At 57.8% G+C, this 19,121-nt stretch carries 17 protein-coding genes; 5 read left to right on the plus strand and 12 right to left on the minus strand.

The annotated features are described in order from the left end of the window. Positions 1 to 80: 80 nt before the first annotated feature. From PYW49_RS07795 to PYW49_RS07835, 9 genes are all read right to left on the minus strand, one after another. The gene (locus PYW49_RS07795; RefSeq protein ID WP_320386151.1) at positions 81 to 467 is read right to left on the minus strand and encodes a hypothetical protein; all 387 of its coding nucleotides are present in this window, start codon (positions 465 to 467) and stop codon (positions 81 to 83) included. Between the two features lie 158 nt (positions 468 to 625). After that, on the minus strand, positions 626 to 1,210 hold the full coding sequence (locus tag PYW49_RS07800; RefSeq protein WP_320386152.1) for a hypothetical protein: 585 nt from the start codon (positions 1,208 to 1,210) through the stop codon (positions 626 to 628). Between the two features lie 109 nt (positions 1,211 to 1,319). After that, entirely contained in the window at positions 1,320 to 1,664 is a 345-nt protein-coding gene (locus PYW49_RS07805; RefSeq protein WP_320386153.1) for a DUF7716 domain-containing protein, read from the minus strand. A 153-nt stretch (positions 1,665 to 1,817) separates the two neighbouring features. Next, the gene (locus tag PYW49_RS07810; RefSeq protein ID WP_320386154.1) at positions 1,818 to 2,375 is read right to left on the minus strand and encodes an imm11 family protein; all 558 of its coding nucleotides are present in this window, start codon (positions 2,373 to 2,375) and stop codon (positions 1,818 to 1,820) included. 2 nt (positions 2,376 to 2,377) lie between these two features. After that, positions 2,378 to 6,565, minus strand: coding sequence for an RHS repeat-associated core domain-containing protein (locus PYW49_RS07815; RefSeq protein ID WP_320386155.1), 4,188 nt, complete (start codon positions 6,563 to 6,565; stop codon positions 2,378 to 2,380). A gap of 17 nt (positions 6,566 to 6,582) precedes the next feature. After that, the gene (locus tag PYW49_RS07820; protein WP_320386156.1) at positions 6,583 to 7,020 is read right to left on the minus strand and encodes a DUF1795 domain-containing protein; all 438 of its coding nucleotides are present in this window, start codon (positions 7,018 to 7,020) and stop codon (positions 6,583 to 6,585) included. Between the two features lie 72 nt (positions 7,021 to 7,092). Then, entirely contained in the window at positions 7,093 to 7,956 is an 864-nt protein-coding gene (locus PYW49_RS07825; protein WP_320386157.1) for an HlyD family secretion protein, read from the minus strand. After that, the gene (locus PYW49_RS07830) at positions 7,953 to 8,168 is read right to left on the minus strand and encodes a DUF1656 domain-containing protein (RefSeq protein WP_320386159.1); all 216 of its coding nucleotides are present in this window, start codon (positions 8,166 to 8,168) and stop codon (positions 7,953 to 7,955) included. Before PYW49_RS07830 ends, PYW49_RS07825 begins: the two co-directional genes overlap by 4 nt. Then, complete coding sequence (locus PYW49_RS07835; RefSeq protein WP_320386160.1) at positions 8,158 to 10,128, minus strand: FUSC family protein; 1,971 nt, start codon at positions 10,126 to 10,128, stop codon at positions 8,158 to 8,160. The genes PYW49_RS07830 and PYW49_RS07835 overlap by 11 nt, the downstream gene beginning before the upstream one ends. Before the next feature lie 76 nt (positions 10,129 to 10,204). Here PYW49_RS07835 and PYW49_RS07840 point away from each other — a divergent pair, with 76 nt between their 5' ends. From PYW49_RS07840 to PYW49_RS07855, 4 genes are all read left to right on the plus strand, one after another. Next, a complete protein-coding gene (locus PYW49_RS07840) occupies positions 10,205 to 10,999 on the plus strand; it encodes an AraC family transcriptional regulator (RefSeq protein WP_320386161.1) in 795 nt (264 codons plus the stop codon). Positions 11,000 to 11,455: 456 nt separating this feature from the next. Next, positions 11,456 to 11,947: an Hcp family type VI secretion system effector gene (locus tag PYW49_RS07845; protein ID WP_320386162.1), complete on the plus strand. Its 492-nt coding sequence runs from the start codon at positions 11,456 to 11,458 to the stop codon at positions 11,945 to 11,947. Positions 11,948 to 11,957: 10 nt separating this feature from the next. Continuing rightward, a complete protein-coding gene (locus PYW49_RS07850) occupies positions 11,958 to 12,314 on the plus strand; it encodes a tlde1 domain-containing protein (protein WP_320386163.1) in 357 nt (118 codons plus the stop codon). Continuing rightward, on the plus strand, positions 12,311 to 12,745 hold the full coding sequence (locus tag PYW49_RS07855; protein ID WP_320386164.1) for a hypothetical protein: 435 nt from the start codon (positions 12,311 to 12,313) through the stop codon (positions 12,743 to 12,745). The genes PYW49_RS07850 and PYW49_RS07855 overlap by 4 nt, the downstream gene beginning before the upstream one ends. Positions 12,746 to 12,796: 51 nt before the next feature. On the opposite strand, the gene PYW49_RS07860 is transcribed toward PYW49_RS07855, so the two are convergent. Then, complete coding sequence (locus PYW49_RS07860; RefSeq protein ID WP_320386165.1) at positions 12,797 to 13,687, minus strand: oxidoreductase; 891 nt, start codon at positions 13,685 to 13,687, stop codon at positions 12,797 to 12,799. 105 nt (positions 13,688 to 13,792) lie between these two features. On the opposite strand from PYW49_RS07860, the gene PYW49_RS07865 reads away from it, so the two are divergent. After that, positions 13,793 to 14,914 carry a YbdK family carboxylate-amine ligase gene (locus PYW49_RS07865; protein ID WP_320386166.1) on the plus strand — a complete coding sequence of 374 codons (1,122 nt, stop codon included), beginning with the start codon at positions 13,793 to 13,795 and terminating at the stop codon, positions 14,912 to 14,914. On the opposite strand, the gene PYW49_RS07870 is transcribed toward PYW49_RS07865, so the two are convergent. Together PYW49_RS07870 and PYW49_RS07875 are read right to left on the minus strand one after the other, a co-directional pair. Further along, complete coding sequence (locus PYW49_RS07870) at positions 14,865 to 17,999, minus strand: efflux RND transporter permease subunit (protein ID WP_320386167.1); 3,135 nt, start codon at positions 17,997 to 17,999, stop codon at positions 14,865 to 14,867. The two genes, PYW49_RS07865 and PYW49_RS07870, sit on opposite strands and share 50 nt — an antisense overlap. Before the next feature lie 9 nt (positions 18,000 to 18,008). Then, the gene (locus PYW49_RS07875; RefSeq protein ID WP_320386168.1) at positions 18,009 to 19,073 is read right to left on the minus strand and encodes an efflux RND transporter periplasmic adaptor subunit; all 1,065 of its coding nucleotides are present in this window, start codon (positions 19,071 to 19,073) and stop codon (positions 18,009 to 18,011) included. Positions 19,074 to 19,121: the final 48 nt, after the last annotated feature.

Here is a 19,121-nt window from a genome sequence, read left to right on the forward strand (position 1 = left end):
TCGGCAGCACGAGGTTGAAAAGAGCAGTAGATACAGCCTGATTTTAAGATGAATGTTGACCTTATCTGGGATCGGTATATTCATCCTTTGGTTATGCGTCTATTCACTATGTCATTCACATAATGTTCAATCGAAATATTGTGCTCCCGATTAATCTGAGAAATGAATGCGCTAAGATGCTCTTGCGATGCATGAAGGGTAGTGGCAATAAGGTGATCAAAATCGCTCTGAGTAAATCGTTTATGTCCCTTCAATGTCGAGCACTGGAGCAAAGTGTGTGCGGACACCTCCAGGACCGCCCGCCGGTAATGATCGGACAACAGGACGTCAAGATCGGTCTGACGAATATCGAACTCAAAATGAAAACTGACAAATCCCGATTCAACAGGTAATGAATAGATCAGTTTTTCACCTAATTGCTCAACGTAAGGTTCATATCCTTCTCCCATTACTCGTGTAGTATGCATATAATCCTTCTCCTTTCGTACATTAGATTAATTCCACTTAAATAAATACACAGCATTACTCTTTTAAATCTTGTTTAAAATACCCGTAAGAAAAAAGAGAACATCACCTCGCTATAAAAGAATATTTTATCGTGAGGGTTTCCTTTTAAAGAAAAAATCTATCCATAAAAATAATTATAAAACGCATTGAAGTTTTCATTACCGATAAGTGGCATAATCCTTTCCCGCAACTCATCAATAAAATCATCTTTTACTTCGTCATTATCATCTGCTATATCAAAGATATCGTATTGGCCATATACCAAATCAATAAGCTCAGCTAGAGAAAATATGAACCCAGAGAGACTACTAGCTATCTGAAACGGTTCAATTACATCATAACCTGCAGAAACAGAGGAACTCCCATCATCGATAACCGCAATTATCGGTTTACCTCCACCTAAATCATCGCCAATAACAAGATAATTATCTGGTAAGTATTCATAACCACTTTGAGCCTTCAAGAGCTCACTGACTGAGTGAAGTTTAATTGGCGTGAAGCCTGTTTCAATCTTTAAGTTTTCAGGATTATAATTTTCATATAAAAATTCCACCTCTGTCGAACGAGGTAAGTTGGACGGGAAGGCATTGTCCAGATCATTGACGGTGCTGAAACTCCCTGACAGCGAGTATTTATTGCAAATGACAATAAGTTGTTTTAATGCTTTTTCAAACTCATTCACCATGGTTTCAGGCGCATCCATAAATATAGCCCTCAGTAATAATTCATTGATTTAGTGTAATATCCCTAGATATATATAACCTTCTAACAAGCTAAGTAAATCAGTTTCAATTACCCTCTTGTTCTTTAAATCAAAGCTCTATGAAGTTATCATTCTCGAGATAAAAATTCAAACCTGCTATGAAATCTTCTACAGATGGTTTTTCTCTTTGATTAGAAATATTATGTAATACATCTATAAATTGATCTCCATAGAAAAACAACTCCAGCAAATTATCGACAACAAAATCAGGGTATACTTCCTCATCGTCATCACTAATGACAGGATAGCTTTCCAAATAACAAACAAGATCTGCTTTTGCAGATAATTCATATTCTTTTGTATACACGCAAAAATCACCCAATGTATACCCACCCATGATTTTATTTATTATATCATCTAAACCATAAGCTTTTCTGTATTCTAACTGACTCATACACACGATCCTTGAGGTTTATCTTTCATACTTTGCAAAGCAAGTAGTTAATGATAGGATCATATATTCCATTGAACTGTAATTTAAATTAATTTTTATAATCCGGGAAAATCATTCCCCGGACCATTTTGGCTAATTTAAATCTTACTCATATTAATAAATAGGGTCAACAAAGTCGATTCCTTTCACGTTATGGTTAGAAAGGAACTCTTTAAATTCATTTGAAATAATTATGCAAGATTTATATTCACTACATCTTGCCATACTAAAATCCTCAATAACATTTTCTTTGAAAACTATTTTACTAAACTTCCTTGGACCATTAGGTAAATAACTTAATATAGGTTGGCTTTCTGAAGCTTCCATATCGATGCATGAAAGCTCTCTTAGTATATTAATTATTTTATACCCTTGATGTTGGGTTTCATTTACAGATACAGTTGCGTCAATAAGTTGAACATCAGTCCGAAAAACATCGTGACAAGAAATTAGTGATGCTAGTCTGGGTGATATGAATATAGGCCCATCACTATAATAAAAATCATATGCAAGCAGTGCCTTCTCACTCACATTAGATTTTAATTTAAAAAAATACCCCTCGTTAGTTTCAATTGATTTACATTGAGAAAAAGCACTTCCAGATATGTCAGGGTGCTGGTATTCAAACCAATAACTATTGGGGTAATCAGAAGCAATTCGTAGCTCATACATACTTAGCACCTCGCTTTTCTAACCGAGTTTTTGTTAAGAATAGTTTTCCCACCGCGTAAATCGGCACGTTCATTTTTTATAATTTCACTAACAGCTTGTTTATACTCTGCTTGTTTCCAGCCGTTTTCCTTCCCGTATTCATATATAGCATCCATCTGGTCACCTATATTTTTTGTATAAACAGGATGAGACCCACTATGGATTGTTCTTGTCGGATGGTAATCAGCTGACTTAGGTAAATAAATAACGTTTTTAATATCATGGATATTAAAATCAGCCGCTTTTATTAAATCATGGCCTTTTAACTGTTGTGGAATAATATGATGCTTTTGGAAACCAGTAATACTCGGCATCGTGTTATAGGTCAGCAATCCAAGCGGATCAATCCACCCCAACGGGTTCGGCGCATACTGATAAAGGTTCCACCCACCATTCAGCCCAATCGGATCCTGCACAATAAACCGCCCGACCTGCGGGTCGTAGTAGCGGAACAGGTTATAGTGCAGCCCGGTTTCACCGTCAGCGTACTGCCCGGCATAGCGCAGCGGCTGGTGAGCCATCGCCGTGCGATTCACAGCCCGTGAGAACCCTTCGCTCTGATGGCGCACCTCGCCAAAGCTGCCGTACTGGCCGCTCCAGCGCACCGCGCCGCGCTCGTCGGTCACTTCCAGCGGCGCGCCGTTCAGATCGGTATTGAACCAGTAAATCTCACCGCTGCTCTGGTCACGAAGGTGATCCACCCGCGCCAGCGGGCTCCAGGCTTCATTCGGGTCGTATACATAGGTGCTGCACAGCCCGGTCTCCTGCTGCTCCTGCAGCAGGCGGTAGCCCTGCCACAGGAAGCGGGTGTCGGTGGTGCCGTGCGTCGTGGTGACGATTTTACGCGTGCGGCGGCCCAGCGCGTCGTAGTGATAGCGCGCCTCAAACCGCCCTTCCGGCCCGGTTCCACGGGCGGACACCAGACGGTTCTCGGCGTCATACGCATAATGCTGTTCATACAGCCCGTTGCGGCGGCTGACCAGGTTGCCCCAGTGGTCGTATTTCATAAACAGCGCCTGCCAGTGCTGCAGGCGGTTATCTGTGACCGGTACCGCATCGTCACTGGCGGCGAGGTTATCCGCGGCGTCATAGCTGAACTGCGCGCGGCTGTGCCCCTGTCGGGCCTCGTAGTGCTTCAGCAGACGCCCTTCGGCGTCGTAGCCGTAGTCCACCTCACCGCGCAGGGTGTCGCTGACGCCGGAAAGCTCGCCGCGTGCGGTGTAGCGATACAGGCGTTCCAGTAGCGCCTGCTCCGGCAGGGTCACGTCCGTGCTTAGCTCGCTGCGCTGCAGGGTGCGTCTGCCGAGGCTGTCATACTGGCGGAGCTGCTCGCGCGCGCCCTGAGTGCGGCGCACCTCGCGGTGCAGGCGGTCGCGGGTGAACTCGGTCACCAGCTGCTGCCCGAAGCGGATGGCGCTGACGTGGCCGGAGCCGTAGTGCAGCCAGGCCAGCTTTTGCTCGCCGGGCAGCGTCAGGCCGGTCAGGTTGCTCAGGGCATCCCATTCGTAGCCCACCTCGCCGTTAATGCCGGACTCGCTCAGTACGCGTCCGGCGGCATCGTGGCGGTAAGCGATCTCATCGCTTTCGATACCCAGGGCAACGCCTTCGGCCGTCGGCGTACGGCGGATGCGGGTAATCTGGCCGCTCAGGTCGCGGAAGTAGCGGTACTCCGCGTGGCGCTGAGTGCGCCCGATCAGCAGCCCGCTGTCGTCATAGCTGAACTGCTGGATGCGACGGGCAATGCCGCCGTCGGCGGCAGGCCGTCCGTTTTCTTCGAGCGCGCAGAGGAACCCTCGCGCGTCCCATTCCATATGGCGCACGGTCTCGTCCGGCCGCATTTCGCTGAGCGGGCGACCCACGGCGTCGTAGGTGAAGCGGTATTCCGCCCCGTTGCCGTTATCGAGCCGCAGCAGGTTACCGCGCGGGTCGTAGCGCCACTGGCGCACGCGACCAATACGGTCGGTAAGGCTGACCGGGAGGCCGAGCGCGTTATAGGCCCAGCTCACTTCGCTTTCCAGCGGGTCGCGCCAGCCCGTGAGCTGGCCGCGTTCGTTCCACACCAGCGACTCGCGGCTGCCGTCCGGATGGATCACAGCGCTCAGCAGCCCGGCACGGCTCCACTCCCGCCGCGTGATATTCCCTTCTGCATCCTCGCTGGCAACCAGTTGCCCGAAGCGATCGTAGGTGAAGCGGGTGACGCTGCCGGAGCAGTCGGTGCGCTGCGTCAGCAGCCCCTGGTGGTTCCAGACCAGGCGCACCACGCCGCCAATGGCGTCGGTAATGCTCTCCGGCAGGTTTTCTTCATCATCGGGATAGTGATACGCGGTGGTGCTACCGGCCGGATCCGTTTCCGACAGCAGGCGACCGCGAAGGTCGTACATGGCCTGCGCTGAGGTGCCGTCCGGGTACACCGTGCGGGTGATACGGTCGGTCAGGCGATGCCAGTGATACTCCGTGTGGCGGCCCGCCGGGTCCGTCTCGCTGGTCATGCGGCCGTATTTGTCCCACGTGCTGCGGCGCATTGCGCCACCGGGCAGGATGACGTCGCAGAGCTCGCCGTCGCGGTAAACAAACGTCGTCTGGCGACCGTCGTAATCCGTGAAGCGCGCGACGTTGTCGTCGTCATCCACCAGCCAGTGCGCCTGCGCGCCGTCTTCGCGGGTCGCGCGGCGGGTGCCGTTATCAAAATCGTATTCGAACGTTAGCTGTTCACCGCCGCTGTGGCGGAAACCGACCACGCGCGGCAGGCCGTCAATCTCCCGCCAGCGGTATTCGCTCAGCAGGCCGTTGGCGTCCTCGTGGGCGCTCATCAGCCCGTCCTGCCAGCGGAAGCGTCGGCGCACGCTACCGCCCCGGCCGGTCACGGAGACCAGCTGGCGCTGTTCATCATAAGCGTAACTGACCAGGCAGATCTCGTCATCCAGCCAGGCGCCGACGAGCCTGTCACGGTCGTAGCGGCAGACTACCCGCTGGCCCGCGCTGTCGGTCAGGGCATGCAGGGTATTATCCGCATTCCACTCGAAGAGGATATCGTTGCCGCAAGGTTCAGAGATGCGCTGGAGCAGCGAAGGGGCATCATCCCGCAGCGGCGCATAGTGCCAGCGCTCGCCGCTGACGTCATACACTGACCAGCTGTCGTCCTGATGATGTTCAAGCCAGTTTTTTTCACTTTCGCAGTAGGTGCGCAGCCCTTTCGGGACCTTCGGGAAGGCGACGTAATCGCCGGACGGCGCGCGCCACACCAGGCCATCCTGATAAGATTCCAGGCGGCTTTCCCAGAACAGGCTCCAGCCGCGGCCCAGCACGCTGTCGCCGGGGTTGCCGCTGCGCCAGTAGCGCTGCCAGCGCACCGGCAGACGGGAAGGCAGAACGAAATCGAGTTCATCATCCCCGCTGAGAAACTTCTGTCCGCTGACGATATCCACCGGGCGGGCGATGATCCCCGCGGCCGCCACGCCGGTCATCAGCGTGCCGGCGCGGCATGCGATACGGGCCAGCTTATTGATCCCTGGAATTTTGCCCAGCAGCTTAGACAGCGCCCCGACTTTGCCAGCGGCACCGCCCCAGCCGCCGATAAGCCCGGCGAACAGTAGGGTCAGATCGGAGACTTTGTAGAGCCACTCGGGGACTTCAGACTGAATAGGCAGGGTTTGCTGCGGGTCACCGCCGATAATGACGTTGTTCGAACCGGTCATTACCTTCGCGTCGCAGGTGGTGCGGTCCCCAATGCGGGCCGCAGGCTGGCTGTTAATAGAAACACGCTTAGAGCCTTCGGCCATCTGCTGCGAGCCGTCGTCAGAGCACTTCACCGCGCTGTCCGTGGCTATGGCGGCAGGTTTGCCGTTGATAAACACATTGGGCGAGCCGGAGGTGATGACGCCTTTCTTCGTCATGCTGGATGCCCCGGCGTCCGCGATGCTGTCCCGGGCGGCGGTCGCCAGCTCCCCGGTGTAATACCCCACGGCCAGGCTGGCGCCGACGAGCAGGACGCCCACGCCAAGGCAGGATGCGCCAAGGCCCGCAATAAACATGGCCCCTGCCAGAATGCCCCCGGCGGCGGCAATCAGGCCACCGACAATCGTTCCGGCAATCATCCCGGCCAGCGCACCGGAGTGGCCGATATCATCACCAACGCGTGCTGCTTCAAACATAACAACGGTCCCTGAAGTTAATGGTGGAAGCGGAAGCTCCTGAGAAGTTCGCCAAACAGCGCGCCGTCGACATCGCCCAACGCGCGGGTGCAGGTCATGGTGAATACCAGAATTTTATTGCCGTCGACGTTAAACACGGCCTGCTGCTGCCAGATGCGTTTCCCGTCGCGCAGGTAGCTGGCATGAACGGTTTCACCCTGTAAAAGGCTGTCGCCCAGCGTAGCGGCGCTGCGCTCACCCTGCTTCCAGCCCTTGATGTGTTTTTCCATCAGGGCGAGCTGGCGATCGATATACGCGGCAAGCGCTTCGCCGGGGTTGAGGGCGTCGCGAGAAATGTTGAACGCTGGCGCATCCGCAGCGGGCGGCGCGAAAACGTTGACGGTACGATCCTGATAGCCCTCAGGAAAATTGATCAGTCCTTCATTGAACAGGCACTGCGAAGATGATTCTGACATTGAGCGGGTCCCACCACATATTTTCAGAAGCGGTAAGTTTCGCATATGTGTTTAAGGCTGACTATCCCCAGATTAATGCCCCACCGCCACGCTCGCCGACAGGCCCGCCACCAGTTCAACCCCCTTAGGTAACGTGTCGATATGAATGCGCACCGGTACGCGCTGCGCCAGCCGCACCCAGCTAAACGTGGGCTCGACGTCGGGCAGACCCAGCCCGCCCGTCTCATCGTTGCTGTCCCCGATCCCGTGACCGATGCTCTCCACGTGCCCGGCAATCTCAGGCTCGAAGCCCATCAGCGAGACCCGCGCGCGATCCCCAACGCGAATATGGCGCAGCTTGGTCTCCTCAAAGTACCCCACCACCCAGAAGCTTTGGGCATCAACGATGGCGACCTTTGTCTCCCCCGCCGTCGCATAGTCTCCGGGGCGAAGCCGCAGATGCGTGACGTACCCCGAGACCGGCGAGCGAACGGTGGCGTGCGCCAGATTAAGCTCTGCCAGATCCAGCGCGGCCAGCGCACCGTGATAGTTGGCCGCCGCGACGTTCGCCGCGCTGCCGGTTTGCTGCAGATCTTCGCTGGAGATGGCGTTTTTAATCAGCGTGCGTCGGTGGGCCGCATCCTGGCGCATCAGCATCTCATGGCGTTTTGACTCCACGTCAGCCTGCGCGCTGGCCACCGCCAGCTTGAGCCAGCGCGGATCGATGGCGTAGAGCACATCACCCCGGTTCACCCACTGGTTGTCCCGCACGGCCACGCTGATGACCGGCCCGGAGACGTCCGGCGCAATCTGCACCACGTCCGCCCGCACGCGGCCGTCGCGGGTCCACGGCGTTTGGGCATAGTGTTTCCACATCATAAACGCCAGTAGCGCTGCGGCTGCGGCGGAACCGAGCGTCAGCGCATAGCGAGCCAGTAAAGAGAGCAGTGATTTCATGACAATAACCCCAACGCGGTCAGGCCCTGCATCAGCAGGAAAAAGGTGACAATCCAGGTTGAAACATCCAGCAGCGGGCGATACGGCAAGCGCCAGTAAACCCTGCTGAGAGAGAAAAGCGCCACGAGGCCCAGCGTGCAGACCAGCGCCGCGAGGGCGACCATCAGCAGTCCGGGGATAAATACCCCCCCAATATTGAAATCATTCACCACGTTCTGGCCCCTCTAATGCACAGTGCAGATCCACCAGCCTGCCGACAAACTCGCGCGAGCGTTCATCTGCCGCAGGCAGGTGGTGTTCGATGATGTCGGCGATGCGTTCGCGTAAGGGGCTGCGGTCTGCGGTATTGATCTGATGAAAAAGCCCGTCCATTTCGCCGCCAGGCGGTATATCACCGCGGCGTAAATGCATAACCGAAAGCCCCAGACGCAGCGAGTGCAGCAGCCGATCGAGCGCCAGCTCTGGCGCATGTTCACTGCGCTGCAGGCGCGGCAGCAACAGGGCGGTGCGGTCCATCATCAGGTTGATCCAGTGCGTTTCATCAACCCGCAGCGTACCTTTCACGCTACGGCGAATGTCGCGCTGGCACAGGCTCAGCAGACGCGCGATGGCGGCATCCGCCTGCACGGTTTGCAGCAGGCTCATAGTGACGACGGCAAAGCCGGTGGCAGCAAAGAGCGCAATGGCGGTGTTGGCGGCGATGGCGAAGTCTCCGCTGTAGCGCGCGCCCAGCTCGCACAGAATGGGCAGCGTCAGGGTGATCCCCATCGCCATAAACGTGGTGGGCGGGCGCGCCTGAAGCGACCCGGCCAGCAGATACGCCGGGGCAAGCACCGCCACCAGCACCGGGAAATCGCTCACCTGCGGCAGCAGCGCAAAGCTGTAGAACAGGCTAATCACCACGCCCCAGAACGAGCCAATGATGTACTTCACGATGTGCGGTGCCGGGGTGTCGAAACTGCCAAACAGCGTGCAGCAGACGCCGAGTATTGAAACCGCCGTTCCGCCGTCCGGCCATGCAGAGAAGATCCAGACCAGGCAGCCGCTCAGGATAATGGCGAAAGCCCCCAGCGCCGTGCGGGCTGCGGTAAGGGGATCCCGGTGGAACACGTAGCCTTTTGCCGCACGGGTATGTATCTCCCCGAAGACAGGCTTCGCGTGGCGAATGGCCCCGGAAAGGCGCTCGCACTGTTGCAGAAGGGTGACGGCCTCCGAGAGATAGTGGATAAAACTGACCTGCAGCGCGTCTTCAAACGTCTGCGCCTGCGCAGCATACCGCGCGATAAGATGCGCGCTGCGGTGCCGCAACGCCTCCGCCGTGCCGCTGCGGCTGGCGTCTTCACCGGCAAGCCAGTCCTGAACGTCGCCCAGCAGCGTCTGCACGTCGGCGGGCAGGGTTCCGCTCGCCGGCAGGCGATCGTGTAATTCACAGTTGACGATAACGAGCCGCGCCAGCCGGTCGTGGATGGCGTTTCTGGCCTGCCGTACCGGAGCGGACAGGGCAAAATCATAGGGAATATGGTGGCTGATGCCCTGCAGAAACTGCAGCGCCAGGGCCAGATGCAGCGGGCCGGAAGCCGCAGCGGGTTTACCCGCTAAGGTATCCGCCACCCGCCCGCGGGCGGCCCGTAGCGTCTGGGACAGCTTTGCGTTGAACTGACCTGATACCCGCGCGGGCAGCACGTAGCGGTGAATCAGCGCCGCGCAGAAAATTCCAATCGCGATCTCCTGCACGCGAACAATGGCGACGTTGAAGATGCCGCCGGGATCGGACACCGCCGGAAAGCCAATCAGGCTCGCGGTATAGCCCGCCAGCACAAAAGCGTACGCTCGCGGCGTGCGTTCCAGCAGAGAGAGCCACAGGCAGAACGCGATCCAGCCCGTCAGCACCAAGCTGCACAGGATCGGCGTATTCGCGAAGGTGGGCACAATCAGAACGGTCGCGCTGGCCCCGACAACCGTACCGGCCAGACGATAGAGGCTTCGGCTGAGCGATGCCCCCACCGACGTCTGCGACACGATGTAAACCGTAATAATGGCCCACGAGGGACGTTCGAGGCCGATCGACAGCGCGATGTAATACGCGAGCATCGCCGCAGCAAAACTCTTTGCGGCGTAGATCAGCGCCCCCGCGTCGTTTCGCAGCGCGGGATGAGAGAAGATTTTATTCATGCCGGGATTATTACCGGCTTGCAGACCCGCTTAAATACTCTATTCTGTCAAAAAATACCTAAAAGCTGCCAGAATCGTGAAGCCTCAACTTGCTCATACGCTGTACGACCCTGACTCTAGCGCCTCTCCTGCCGTGGCGCGTCATCTGGACTTCGTGGATTACGCCGCGGAAGTGCCGGTACATACCCACCGCAAGGGCCAGCTGATTATTGCCCGCTATGGCGCGGTCAGCTGCTATGCGGAAAACGATATCTGGATCGTGCCGCCGGACTGCGCCGTCTGGATCCCGGGCGGGATCCCGCACAGCGCAAAAGCAACCTGGAACGCACACCTGAACTATCTGTTTATTGAGCCCGGTGCGGCGGCGCTGCCGGAGAAGTGTTGCACGTTAGCGATCTCGCCATTGATTAAGGAGCTGGTCGATCGTTTGACGCATGAGGGCGTTGATTATCCTCCCGACGGCCACGTCGCCAGGCTGACCCGGGTCACGCTGGATGAGCTCGCCAGCATGCCGCAGCAGAAGCTGAGCCTGCCGGTCTCATCCGACCCGAAAATTCGCGCCATGGCCGACGCGCTGGTCAGCCGCCCGGAGGACAGAAGCACCCTGAAGGCGTGGGCGAAACGGCTGGCCCTCAGTGAGCGCTCGTTTGCCCGCCTGATGCAGCGCGAGACCGGGCTGAGCTTCGGGCGATGGCGCCAGCAGCTGCATTTGATTATTGCCCTGCGGGAGCTGGCAAGCGGCGTGCCGGTCCAGAACGTGGCGACAACGCTCGGGTACGAATCCGTGAATGCGTTTATCACCATGTTCAGAAAAGCGATGGGCAGCACGCCCGCGCATTACTTTGCCGAACGGAAAAACAGCGGCCGTTAGCCCGGCGGGTACGTTCTTAGCCAGGATTCCTCCGCGCTTATTGTGGCCATTTAAACACTAGGAAAAGTATTTCTGCTCTCCCGCTTTAACCGTTTTCAGACCTGTCCCTACTGGCTGGCGGGTATTCTGACGAGCTATCAGGAACTATTGCTCAATACATAAATCGTCAAATTGATGTCACCCTAATAACAGATCAACTATTTATTACACTTACAATCATTATTCACTTAATTAAATTTTAAGTTAAACAACGATATTAATCATTAACCCTTTATCCAGATCCAAACCGTAAGATCCCATCATTTCTTAATTTTCATCAACGAAACCGCAGATCGTCTTATATCCATGCCGTACAAAAATTGACTGACCATCTTGTAAGCGCTAGCGTTGCCATAGTTACATAACCCACTAAACCAAAAGGATTTTCCAGAATTTCCTTAAATGGAGTTTATACAAATGGCTATTCCCGCTTATTTATGGCTTAAAGATGACAGCGGTGCCGATATCAAAGGCTCTGTCGATATATATGGTCGTGAAGGAAGTATCGAGATAATCGGACTGAATCACGGCGTGGCGCAACCAACCGATAAGCATAACGGCAAGGCAACCAGTCTTCGCGTCCATTCCCCCTATTCTTTCGATAAAGAGGTTGATGCCTCCAGCCCCTATTTGTACAAGGCTGTCAGCACAGGCCAGAAGTTTAAATCCGCAGAGGTAAAATTTTATCACATCAATGATGCAGGACAGGAAGTAGAATATTTTTCCACCTGCATGGAAGGCGTGACGATCGTCAGCGTCTGTCCAATGATGCTTGACGTCAAAGATCCTGACTATGAGAAACATAACCATATTGAGCTGGTAGAACTGCTGTATGAAAAAATTACCTGGCGCTATGTGGACGGTAACATCATGCATTCAGATAGCTGGAACGACCGCAAGACGGCATAAGGAGAGTGTTATGGGATGGAAGTATGAGCAATCTACCGGCAAGATGTATAAAGACGGTAAATTAATTGAGACCGGGTATTCCGGTGCTCTTACAAATAAAAACAACCCGGACCGTCAGCATGTGAAGGGACTGGGGCCACTGCCTCGCGGTACGTATAAAATTGCGGGGCATTCGAATTCTAAAGGGCCGATAACCATTATTCTTGAGCAAACCTCGGGAGAAAGTTTTGGACGCTCAGAATTTCGCATTCATGGTGACCACAAGTATGGTCCCGCCGGTTTTGCATCCGAGGGATGCATCATTCTCTCACCGTCAACAAGGCGTAAGATCCTTCGCGACGGCGGCAAGCTTGAGGTTGTACGATGAAATACCCGATCGTACTGCTGCTATCTGCTTTTATAGCCCCGGCAATAGCTGGCGTTACTGACTGGTCTTCAGCACTTAAGGGAATCGCCTCAGGTGATGAACACTGGATTGAGCAAGCCCCAGCGCTGGCTGCCGTGGCTAATGGGAACCAGGCGCAGCGGCTAGAGGATGCCCTGGCCGCAGCGCTCACAACAAACACGAACGCCACGCTGAAAGCGCTCCGCACCATTGACGCCGGAAAATGGCCGCACATGGTAGGCAGTGATATCGTCTGCACCCCGCCTTTAGAAAAATCACCCGCAGAAATCGACGCATTCTATCAACTCACACGCCAGGCGCTACTGGAAAGCATAGACGGTGCTCATTGCCTCTGGATCCTGGAGGCAACAATGGAAGAGCTAAAAGCAGACAAAGCCCATCAGCCTAAGTAAGAGTCACCCGGCGCACAACGGCCGGGTCTTTTCATCGCTCCAGACCGTATCTCACCCAGGCCCTTCGCTCCCCGCCGCCAGCAGCGGGACCACCACGTCGCTGATGGGTACCGCAATACCGTGTTTGCGGCCGTAGCGCTGGATCACGCCGTTGCGGATATCCCACTCCATCGGGCGATCGGCCTGACGGTCGGCAAGGATCGAGGTGCCTAAATCTGCTGGCGCACGCTGGAAGTTCGCCAGAATGTCCTGAGCCACAGCATCGTCCAGCTTCGCCCCTTCGGCGCGGGCGACGGCAAGCCCCTCGCGCAGATAGGCCAGCGCAAGCTCGCTGATATCCTCGCGCCTGAACATCCCTGCGCGTCGGTTGGCCAGTACCATCAGCCCGGCAACCGCGTTTTGCAGCAGCTTGCGCCAGGCCACCGTTGAGAAGTCTGCCGAGAGCTCAACCGCGCAGCGCGTACCGCGAAGCGCCTCAACCACCCTTTCTGCCTGCGGCACGTCCGGCAGCGTCAGACGTGGTTTGGCGCGCAGCCAAACGGAGGCATCCGGCTCGCGCTGCGCCGGGAACCAGACCACCGACGGCAGCACCGCCGCACCGTTGACCCACGGCTCAAGCTGGGCTTTCTGCTCCACGCCGTTTTGCAGGGCACAGACCACCGTGTTTTCATCACACAGCGCGCGCAGCCACCCGGCGCTGTCGGCATTTTGCGTCGTTTTTACCGCCACAAAAACCAGATCGGCGGGGCGCGTGATGACGCTCGGATCGGTTAATACCGGACCCGGCACGACTATTTCGCCCTCATCGTGGCGTAAACGCAGTTCAGGATGCGCGGTGCGTCCGCACAACTGCGGCGTGCGGCCCGCGTCGTGCAGCACCGCGGCAATGGTGGTACCAATTGCGCCAGGCCCAATCAGCGCAATCACTGGATTGTCAGACATGGTTAACTCCCCTTTTCGCTAAGCCTGCTAACAGTTATACCACCCTGAAAAGTGAGCGCCACGTCGTTGTCTATACTCAACACACAACAGACAACGGAGTGCGCCATGCCTTTACCTGATTTCAAATCCTCTGAACCTTTTACGCTCGGCATCGAACTCGAACTGCAGGTGGTTAACCCGCCGGGGTACGATCTCAGCCAGGACTCCTCCGCGCTTATCGCCGCCGTCAAAGACGACATCAAAGGCGGCGAAGTGAAGCACGACATTACCGAAAGCATGCTCGAAATCGCCACCGGCGTGTGCCAGAACATCGACCAGGCGGCCGCGCAGTTCTCCATGATGCAGCAGAGCATCCTGCGCGCGTCGGCGGAGCAGCATATCCAGATTTGCGGCGGCGGGACGCATCCGTTCCAGAAGTGGCAGCGGCAGGAGGTGTGCGACGATGAGCGCTATAACATTACGCTGGAGCGCTTTGGCTATCTGATTTTGCAGGCGACGGTGTTCGGCCAGCACGTGCACGTCGGCTGTCGGACCGGCGACGACGCCATCTACCTGCTGCACGGCCTGTCGCGCTTTGTGCCGCACTTTATCGCCCTGGCGGCAGCGTCGCCGTATATGCAGGGCACGGACACGAAATTCTCCTCGTCGCGGCTAAATATTTTTTCAGGGTTCCCGGATAACGGCCAGATGCCGTGGGTCAACAGCTGGCAGGAGTTCGAAGGGCTGTTCCGCCGCCTGAGCGCGACCAGCATGATCGACAGCATTAAAGATCTGCACTGGGACATTCGCCCCAGCCCGCACTTTGGCACCGTGGAGGTGCGGGTGATGGATACGCCGCTGACGCTCGGCCACGCTATAAACATCGCCGGGCTGATCCAGGCGACATCCCACTGGCTGCTGACCACGCGGCCGTATAAGCATCAGGAAAAGGATTTTCTGCTGTATCGCTTTAACCGTTTCCAGGCCTGCCGCTACGGGCTGGAGGGGATCCTGACGGACGTGCATACCGGCGAGCACAAGACCGTGGCGGAGGATATCGCCTGGCTGCTGGAGCAGGTTGCGCCGTCGGCCGGGAAGCTCGGCGCGACAAGCGCAATCAATGAAATTGCCCTGCTGTTAAAGCAGGGCAAGAGCGAGGCGCAGCGCATGCGCGATTTTATTGCCGATGGCGGCTCGCTTATTTCTCTGGTTCAGAAGCACTGCGAGCTGTGGGCGACGAGTCCGTAAGGCCGTGGCCCCATTCGCGCAGGCGCTGGAACAACACAAACAGCGCGGGGATGAAGATAATCCCCACCACGGTGGCCACCAGCATGCCGCTGAACACCGTGGTCCCGATGATACGGCGGCTCTGGGCACCGGCTCCGGTCGCCAGCATCATTGGCAGTACGCCGATAATGAACGACACGGCGGTCATCATTACCGCGCGGAAGCGGCGCGATGCCCCTTCACGCGCCGCATCGACAATCGCCATCCCCTCCATGCGCCGCGCGCGGGCAAACTCCACGATAAGGATCGCGTTCTTGGCGGCGAGGGCTATCAATAGCACCAGACCTATCTGCACGTACACGTCGTTGGCGTATCCCGCCAACCACAGCCAGACCAGCGATCCGCCGAGGGCGAACAGCACCGAGAGCATCACGCTTGCCGGGAGCGTCCAGCTCTCGTACTGGGCAACGAGGAACAGCCACGCCATCACCACCGCCGCCAGCACAATCCAGATCGCCTGATTACCCGTCTGTTGCTCCTGATACGACATGCCGCTCCAGGCGTAGTCGTATCCGGCGGGCAGGTTATCCTCAAGAAGTTGCCCCATCGCCGCCATCGCGGTACTGCTGCTCACCCCTTCCGCCGCCGAACCGCTCACCGATACCGATGGGAACTGGTTGTACTGCTGCAGGAACGGCGCGCCGACGGTCGGGGTGATGGTGACGAGGTTGCTCAGACGCACCCGCTCGCCGCTGTTGCTGCGGACAAACAGCTCGCTGATCTGCCCGGCGCGCTCGCGCCACTGCATCTCGTTTTGCATCACCACGTGATAGACGCGGTTGTTGACGCTGAAATCCCCGGCGCGCGTGCCACCAAAGGCGGTCTGCAGGCTGCTGAATATACGCGATACCGGCACGTCGAGACGCGCGGCGCGCTCACGGTCAACGGTCAGCGTCAGCTGCGGCACGTTGCTGCTCCAGGTGGTGAACACGCGGCTCAGCTGCGGGTGCTGGTTGGCCTTCGCCAGCACCTCGCGCGTGACGCGCTCCAGCTCAGCCGGGCTCTGCCCCGCCTGCGCCTGAATGCGCAGATCGAAGCCGGAGGCGTTGCCCAGACCCGGCAGCGTCGGCGGCGCGAAGGTCATGATGGTCGCTTCCGGCAGGGCCAGCAGCTGGCGCTGCAGGGTGCCCATCACCTCATCCAGCGGCGGCCGCTCGCTCCAGTCCTTCAGCATGATGGAGATAAACCCGCCGTTGGAGGCGCTGGTGCCGTTGAGAATGTTAAACCCGGAGACCTGAATCACGTCTTCCACCGCCGGGTTTTTGGCGATCAGCTCGCGCGCGGTGGTCATCACCGCTTCGGTCCGCTCCAGCGAGGCAGCTTCCGGCAGCTGAACGCTGGCGAAGAAATAGCCCTGATCCTCCTGCGGCAGGAAGCCTTTTGGCATCGACGTAAAACTGAACGCCACCACGGCCGCCGCGCCTGCGGTAGCCAGCAGCGCCAGCCACGGGCGAAGGTTGAAGAAATTGACGATGCGGGTATAGCCATTGCGCGTAGTATCCAGTCCGCGATTGAAAACGCGATACACAGCCGCCTGGCGTGCCGGACGCGGGCGCAGCAGCAGCGCGCAGAGCGCGGGGGTCAGGGTCAGCGCCACCAGGCTTGAGAGCGTCACCGCCGTCGAGAGCGTCACCGCAAACTGGCGGTACAGCTCGCCAACAATCCCCGGCAGCAGCGCCACCGGCACAAACACCGCCAGCAGCACCAGCGTCGTCGCAATTACCGGCCCGGCGATCTGGCGCAGCGCCAGCGCGGTGGCCGCCGTGCGGCTCTGCCCTTCCGCCATCAGCGTTTCGACGCTCTCCACCACCACGATGGCGTCATCCACCACCATGGTCAGCGCCAGAATAATGGCGAACAGGCTGAGCGTGTTGGCGGAATAGCCCAGCGTGTAGAGCACCGCAAAAGTGCCCACCAGCGACACCGGAATGGCAAGCGCAACAATCAGCGTCGCACGCCAGCTTTGCAGGAACAGGGAAACCACGACTACCACCGCCAGCATGGTCAGCGCCAGCGAGACGCCGATCTCCTTGATGGTGGCGGCAACAAAGGAGGTGGTATCGAACTTCACCTCGTAGACCAGATCGTCCGGGAAGCGCGTCGAGAGTCGTTCCAGCTCCGCGCGCACCGCGTCGGCCACGCGCAGGGCGTTGGCGGACGGGGTCGGATAGATGCCGAGGTAGGCGGAATCATGCCCGTTCAGCTGCGCCCCAGAGCTGTAGCTGCGCGAGCCAAGCTCGATGGTGGCGACATCCTTCAGGCGCACCAGCTGGCCCATCTCACCCGCGCGGATGATGATGTCGGCAAAGTCTTCAGCCTGGCTTAAGCGCCCCAGCCCGTTGATGGTCAGGGTTTGCTGCTGGCCGTTAAACACCGGCGGCGTGCCGACCTGGCCCGCCGCACCCTGCACGTTCTGCTCGCGCAGCGCCTGCGCCACGTCGTCGGTCGTCACGTTCAGAGCGTTCATACGGTCCGGACGCAGCCAGATGCGCATGCTGTAGTCGCGCGCGCCGAACATCTGCACCTGCCCGACGCCCGGCAGGCGAGACAGCGCCTCACGCACCTGGGTGCTGGCGTAGTTGCTGACGAACAGCGGCGTGTGGGTATTGTTCGGTGAGTAAAGACTTACCCCCATCATCAGGTTGGTGGCGCGCTTGCGTACCTGCACGCCGTTTTGCTGCGCCTCGGCGGGAAGCTGCGCCACGGCCTGCGACACGCGGTTTTGCACGTCGATGGCGGCAAGGTCCGGATCGGTGCCTGCCGCAAAGGTGATGTTGAGGCTGTAGCTGCCTTCGCCCGAGCTGGTGGACTCCATGTAGAGCATGTGGTCCACGCCGTTCAGCTGGGTCTCCAGCGGCGTGGCGATGGCTTCCGCCACGTCAGCCGAGCTCGCGCCCGGCCATGACGCTGACACATTCACGACCGGCGGCGTAATCTGCGGGTACTGCTCCACCGGAATAATCTTCAGCGCGATGGCCCCCAGCAGGGTGATGACCAGCGCAATGACCATCGCGAAGCGCGGGCGTTTGATGAAAAACGTCAGCATGATGGCTCCTTAATTCAGTATCTGGACGGCAGCGCCTGGCTGCACGCGCTGCGCGCCGTCAGTAATCGCTCGCTCACCGGGCTTAACGCCGGATGCAATCTGGAACTGCTGGCCAATCTGTCCGGTGACCGTCAGCGGGCGCATTTCGACTTTGCCGTCGGCGTTAACCATCCAGGCAAAGAACCCGTCGCCGTTCTGCTGGACCGCCGCGGCAGGAAGGGTTAGTACCGCCTTCTCGCTCATCGGTCGCAAATACACATTTACGTTGCCGCCGGGCAGGAGCTGATGGCGCGGGTTGGCGAACTCGGCGCGCAGCATCACGCTGGCAGTGCGCGGGTCGATGCGGTTATCCACGGACGTCAGTTCACCGGAGATGCGCTGGCCGTTGCTGTCGATCAGCGCCTGCCAGGCACGCTTCATGGCGCTGATATCCGCATGCTGGCCGGCTTTAGCGGCAAACGCGCCCTCTTCCAGCGCAAAGGCGATGCGTATCGGATCGAGCTGCACCACCTCCACCAGCACGCCGCTTGCAGGATTAACCAGGCTGCCCGCGTGGAACTGGCTGTGCCCCACGCGGCCGTCAATCGGGGAGGTAATGCGCGTGTACGTCAGGGTGACCTGTCGGGCCTCAAGCCGGGCTTTGGCCTGCTCCAACGCGGCGCGGGCGACGTCCCGCTGCATGCGCGCATTGTCCACGTCGTGACGGCTGATGGCGTTGCTGTTGCCCAGGCTTTCAAAGCGCGAAAGCTGCTGCTGCGCCTGACGCAGCGTGGCTTCGGCGCTGTTGACTTCGGCCTGCGCCAGACGCAGGGCCGCGCGCGGCTCGGCGTCGTCGAGCTCAAACAGCAGGTCGCCTTTTTTCACGTACTGCCCGTCGCGGAAGTTGATTTTGGTTATCACACCTTCCGTACGCGCGCGCAGCTCAATGGTGTGAATGGCTTCGATGCGGCCCGGGATCTGGCGCTCGGCGGCGTGGGCGGTCTGCTCCACGGCGGCAACGCGAACGGGGATCGCGGCGGCAAAGGCGGGTTGCAGGGTGCTGGCGAGGAGTGCGAAAAGGAGTGGGAGTTTCATGGGAGTACCTCAGATGTGTTCCCCTCAGACCTCCCTCTCCCGCAGGGA

The sequence above is a fragment of the Enterobacter chinensis genome, assembly GCF_034008295.1.
Taxonomy (GTDB): Bacteria; Pseudomonadota; Gammaproteobacteria; order Enterobacterales; family Enterobacteriaceae; genus Enterobacter; species Enterobacter chinensis.